The following is a 5,175-nucleotide window of genomic DNA, read 5'->3' as shown; positions in this document are numbered from 1 at the left end:
AGGTTTTCCCTATCAAAGCAGCGAGCCTTCGCTGCTTTGTTGTTTTTGCCCAAAAGGCATCAGATATTTAATTTTCATGGTTTTTTTGTACAATACTTAGCCTTTGCAGAGGTGTGCCTTTGGTTGAGGCACCTGTATAAATTCAGTATGAGTTTGTCGTTACGATAAGGATGTTTTGTGAATAAGAATACCGTTTCATGGGCGGGCGCCGCGCTCGCTTTCTTCGCGTTAACTCATGTGATTAGCAACAATATCGGTAAAAAAGAGGTCGTGCTTTCGGCTGAGCAACAGGCGCAAATGGAGAATACTCTGCAAAAATTTGGGCCACAGAGCAAGGCATCTCAATATGGCCAATATGCTCAAGCCGATGATACCAATCTCACTACTGACAACTCCCTCGAGAACGTCCGCCATATTTACAGTAATAAAGGTGCTTTTGCGGCACTTCGGCAGAATGGCAGCGTGGTGACATGGGGCGATCGTCAGTGCGGTGGCGACCATAGCGCAGTGGCGGCTGAATTGGTTAATGTCAAAACTATATTTGCTTCGGATTCTGGGTGTGGTTTTGCGGCATTAACCCAAGACCATCGACTGGTGATTTGGGATATGGGGGATGCACCAGCATTACTTAAAGATAAATTCACGCAAGTGGCAGATTTTGTAATGCGTGATGATCTGTTTGCCGCCATAAAACGAGATGGCAGCGTCATCAGTTGGTCTATCGTGGATGGGTCTTTGGATGAATTAAATCACGGAATTTATTCAGCGCCAGCGTTGAAGAATGTGCAGAGTGTGAGTATCAATGATGCAGCATTTGCTGCGTTACTACAGGATGGCACTGTGGTGACCTGGGGTTCGGCCTATCACGGTGGTAATAGTCAACACCTTGCCGCAAAACTTAAGAATATTAAAGCTGTTTATGCGGCGCCAAGTGCCTTTACTGCCGTGACTCAAAACGGGGAACTAATGTCTTGGGGGAGCGTCAATGATGGTCAAGAAAGCCAAAGACAACTGGCTAGACTCAGTGAGTTTACGGCAGTTACCAAAGTTGTTCATTCAGTATTTGGTTTTACTGCATTAATGGCCGATGGAAGAGTCTATGCGTGGGGGGAAGGTTTTTTGCCAGAGAGTCGTGTACTTTTTCCGTTAGCCTTAGCGAACTCGCCTGCTAATAGCCAAGAAAAAGTCATTGATATTGTAGCTAATGATGGCGCTTATGCTGCGTTAAAAGCGAATGGCGATGTTGTAGTTTGGGGTCATAAACGCCATGGCGGTAATGCTTCGGCCGTGCAAAACAAGTTGCAACATGTACGCGCACTATATGCGATAGATACGGGGTTTGTTGCGCTGCGAGAGGATGGCACATTAATAGGTTGGCAAGGAGCAGAGGATTTAAGTGGTGAACCTATGATGCAAGAGATTACAGATGTAGTTCAAGTGGTTACGTTAAATCAGAGTTATGCTGCGTTGAAAGCGGATGGCACTGTAGTAGAGGATAGCGTGGGACCTAAGCTAGGGGTCTCTGAGGTTATCGAGCTTATCCCAAGTGTTATGGGATTTACCGCTAAGCGACGTGATGGGAGCCTTTCTGTTTGGCAATTTGGCGGACTGAGTTGGCATGCTAAAAAACAAGATATTGATCTAACCGATGTCATTGAGGTGCGTGGCAACATATCAAACATGATAGCGCTCACTTCTGATGGTAAAGTTTTGACGTGGGATCTGTTAGGGAGTGGCGGTGAAGCTGATGCTGATATGTCATATTAAAACGAGGCTGGAATATTTCATTTCAGCCCGTTGATTCAATCATGTACGCAATTAAGCTTGATTGGCTTTGATTTCCCGCAGATAGCGATAAATGGAATGTACCGAAATCCCCAATCGAGTGGCAGCGACTTGCGCGCTGTCCTTGAGTTCGAAAATCCCTAACTCATGCAATTGATTGACGATTTCGCGACTCTTCTGTGAAGGAGAAATCGCGGGATTCGCGCGAACCTCATGGTTCACACTGTCGATAGTGCTATGGAGCGCTTCATCGATATTGCGGGCAAACACCTCGGGCGAGCTGGTCAGTTCGCTGCCAAGGAGTTGCTCTGGCATCATAGTGCGCAGTACTGATTGCAGTGGTGCATCCATGTCGCTGTTAATACACAGTAACCCTATGGGTTGATTTTTACTGTTACGGATCACAGTCGTAATCGATCTTAGCGTCTTACCATTGGCACATTTCGTTAGGTAAGAGTTAGAAATATCCTGACCTGTCTTGAGTTTAAGCAAGGCAAGGTTGGTTATCGGCGCACCCACTTCACGGCCTGTGACATGGCCATTGGCAATTTTGACTACAGACGGATGTTTCGCATCTAGGCTGTGCAATACCACTTCTGTGTGTTGACCATACATGGCAGCGATGCCATCGACGATATTTTCGATCGATTTCAGAATATCCAGATCACTTTGCGTTAAATCTTGCAGTTTCACAATTTCAACCTTTAGTTATTAACCCGCTATTATTCAGCGGGTTAAAATCATTATGCCGACATAATATCGATAATAGTGACATCTGTGGATGACATGCCATTGAGGATCATTTTGCCAATGTTTTTAATGGTTTTTTCAACATCGGTAGCAATAATACCTTGGCCGGAGACATTGTGACTACTGAGCGCCATCAAAAATGAGCGCACGGCCGCACTAGATGACGTGCTGACCTTCATGGCGCAGGAGGCTTTCGCGCCATCACACACCATGCCCGAGCTGTCGCTGATCACGTTTTGAATCGCGAAACAGGATTGTTCGAACGAACCTCCCGCCAAATACACCATAGCCATAGAAGCGGCTGCGCTGGTGACTGTATTGCCACAAAATGCCGACAGCGGTGGGTAATGGGACTTGATATAAATCGCCCCTAGATGGCTCATAATCAAGGCGCGGGCGAGTTTTTCTTCCGAAACCTTATAACATTGTGCCGTCAATACCACAGGAATAGTTGCCGCTATGCCTTGATTACCACTGCCAAGATTACTCATGGCGGGCAAGTTTGCCCCGCCCATGCGAGCATCGGATGCTGCAGCAGTTAACATGACGATTTTGTTCAGTAAGTCTTCACCGATAATGCCCGCGGCTATGCCGCTTTTCATGGTGCGGCCGACTTCCAGCCCATAGGGATTCGCCATGCCTTCATCGGATAATTTGCCATTTAGCTCAGAGGCTTCGAGGATGAATTTGATCTCTTCGAAGGGGACTTCTTCGGCGAAGCGATAAATGGACTCGATAGTGATATCCACGCCTTCACAGATGGAACCAGTGGCTTTAGCTTGCGTGCTATCGACACTGAAGACGGATTTGCCGTTGAGGCGCTTCTCGGCGATCAGTGTATGGCCGCCGCAGATTTTCACTAGGGCTTCGCGGTCGCCTTTTTTCGCGATGACACAACAATAGATAAATTCAGCTGTTTCGGTGCGCTCAACCGTCACTTTGCCCGCATCGATAAGGGCCTGTGCTCTGGCGACTTGTTCTGGCGTGATCACGGCCAATACTTCTAAGCCCGCATCAGGATTACCCGCAATGGCGCCTGCTGCAGCGGCAATTGCCAGACCGATTTTGCCTGTGCCAGGCACAAACACACCCATGGAGTTTTTATAAAGATTGTCAGACACTTGTACTGCAATTGAATCGGGTTCAACACCCAGCAAGGCGCGGGCGACGGCGGCGGCGTAAGCAGCGGCGATGGGCTCAGTGCAGCCTAATGCGGGCTTAACCACTTGTTTGATGATGCGAATATACTGCTGCCATTGGGGTTTCATCAGCTTACAACCTTATGTTAATGCTTAAATGTTAACGTGTGCTATGGCTTCAACTTCCACTTTAACGCCTAGTGGAAGATCCTTCACCGCAAAACAGCTACGTGCAGGGCAGTCGGTTTTAAAATAGGTTTTATACACTTCGTTAAAGGCGGCAAAGTCACTGATCTCAGCAAGATAACAAGTGGTTTTGAGAACCGTGTCTAAGCTACCACCGCCCGCTTCAAGCACGTATTTGAGATTGTCTAGCGATTGAATCGATTGTGCGGTGATCCCACCGTCAACCACGCCGCCTTTCTCTTTACAAACGGGCAGTTGGCCAGAGGTGAAGATGAGATTGCCATAGCTCGTACCGTGTGAATAAGGGCCAATGGCCGCGGGAGCACGTTCTGCATGAATAATAGTTTTCATTGTCTCTCCAACTTGCAAATAAAATTGAATGCCTAGGTCGGCGTATGTGCAACATTATTTGTATTTTTATGTTTTATTGCAATTATTTTTTAATGAATTTCATTTGTCACTGCGGTTTGTGCGCTATTTATCTCGTTTTCAGTCAAGTTGTGAGCGTTAACTCTTTGTTCAACAAAAGTTGAGTATTTTGATTGCTGAGTTTATTTTGTTCAAATATATTTGCATAAAATGATAGCAACAAGGTAAAGGTGAAATAATGGATGCAACAATTACTGCTGCACAGTGGAAAGCAGATACCCGCTTCGATAGTACGGATTGGGGCTGGATTATCATGAGTATTGGAATGGCGATTGGCGCGGGGATCGTGTTTTTGCCTGTGCAGGTCGGTTTAATGGGGTTATGGGTGTTTTTACTGTCTGGCATTATTGGCTATCCTGCCATGTATATGTTTCAACGGTTGTTTATCAATACCTTAGCCGAATCGCCTGAGTGTAAGGATTACCCGAGTGTGATTTCGGGTTACTTAGGTAAAAACTGGGGCATGCTGTTGGGCGGCTTGTACTTCATCATGCTGGTCATTTGGGTGTTCGTTTATTCAACGGCCATTACAAACGACAGTGCTTCATTTTTGCAAAGTTTTGGGGTCACCAAAGCGTTATTGTCAGAAAATCCTTTTTATGGTTTAGCCTTAATCTGCGGCTTAGTTGCCTTAGCCTCCCGCGGTGAAAATCTACTGTTTAAGATCTCCACTTTTATGGTGCTGACTAAGCTGGGTGTTGTGGCTGTGTTAGGGTTATTGATCAGGGCAACCGCATGAGTGTTTAAAATTCGTCCAGCTGCAACCCTGCTAATAGAACCGATTCTAAATATTCAGGTTTCATCCAAGCTCTTTTCTGTTTCGCTGGAATGCTTCCTTTAGAAGGTTCAGCCCTAAGCATATTCAGTGATATTTGCCTAAGCATGG

At 46.3% G+C, this 5,175-nt stretch carries 4 protein-coding genes and 2 pseudogenes; 2 read left to right on the top strand and 4 right to left on the bottom strand.

Features of this window, described 5'->3' with window-relative positions; translation table 11 throughout:
• Positions 1-177 precede the first annotated feature (177 nt).
• Complete coding sequence (locus tag K5Q99_RS21285) at positions 178-1,767, top strand: RCC1 domain-containing protein (RefSeq protein WP_220778059.1); 1,590 nt, start codon at positions 178-180, stop codon at positions 1,765-1,767.
• A 51-nt stretch (positions 1,768-1,818) separates the two neighbouring features.
• Here K5Q99_RS21285 and K5Q99_RS21280 read toward each other — a convergent pair whose 3' ends face one another.
• Genes K5Q99_RS21280 through K5Q99_RS21270 form a run of 3 tightly spaced genes read right to left on the bottom strand, consistent with a single transcriptional unit; the run spans position 1,819 to position 4,211 of the window.
• The gene (locus K5Q99_RS21280; RefSeq protein WP_113939392.1) at positions 1,819-2,478 is read right to left on the bottom strand and encodes a helix-turn-helix transcriptional regulator; all 660 of its coding nucleotides are present in this window, start codon (positions 2,476-2,478) and stop codon (positions 1,819-1,821) included.
• 50 nt (positions 2,479-2,528) lie between these two features.
• Positions 2,529-3,803 carry an L-cysteine desulfidase family protein gene (locus tag K5Q99_RS21275; RefSeq protein WP_220778058.1) on the bottom strand — a complete coding sequence of 425 codons (1,275 nt, stop codon included), beginning with the start codon at positions 3,801-3,803 and terminating at the stop codon, positions 2,529-2,531.
• Between the two features lie 24 nt (positions 3,804-3,827).
• Positions 3,828-4,211 (bottom strand): RidA family protein, encoded by a 384-nt coding sequence (locus tag K5Q99_RS21270; RefSeq protein WP_220592380.1) that lies wholly within the window; start codon positions 4,209-4,211, stop codon positions 3,828-3,830.
• Positions 4,212-4,467: 256 nt separating this feature from the next.
• Here K5Q99_RS21270 and K5Q99_RS21265 point away from each other — a divergent pair.
• Positions 4,468-5,013 (top strand): annotated as a pseudogene (locus K5Q99_RS21265) (SLC5/6 family protein); the annotation flags it as partial.
• A gap of 19 nt (positions 5,014-5,032) precedes the next feature.
• Here K5Q99_RS21265 and K5Q99_RS21260 read toward each other — a convergent pair.
• Positions 5,033-5,175: pseudogene (locus K5Q99_RS21260) on the bottom strand (ISAs1 family transposase); the annotation flags it as partial.

The sequence above is a fragment of the Shewanella hafniensis genome (genome assembly GCF_019655335.1).
Taxonomy (GTDB): domain Bacteria; phylum Pseudomonadota; class Gammaproteobacteria; order Enterobacterales; family Shewanellaceae; genus Shewanella; species Shewanella hafniensis.
Note: the sequence above shows the minus strand (reverse complement) of the source record. Positions and strands in the feature narration are given on the sequence as shown.

Coding starts and splice junctions, on each gene's coding strand:
- K5Q99_RS21270 (WP_220592380.1), bottom strand. CDS start 4,211: ATGAAAACTATTATTCATGCAGAACGTGCTCCCGCGGCCATTGGCCCT.
- K5Q99_RS21275 (WP_220778058.1), bottom strand. CDS start 3,803: ATGAAACCCCAATGGCAGCAGTATATTCGCATCATCAAACAAGTGGTT.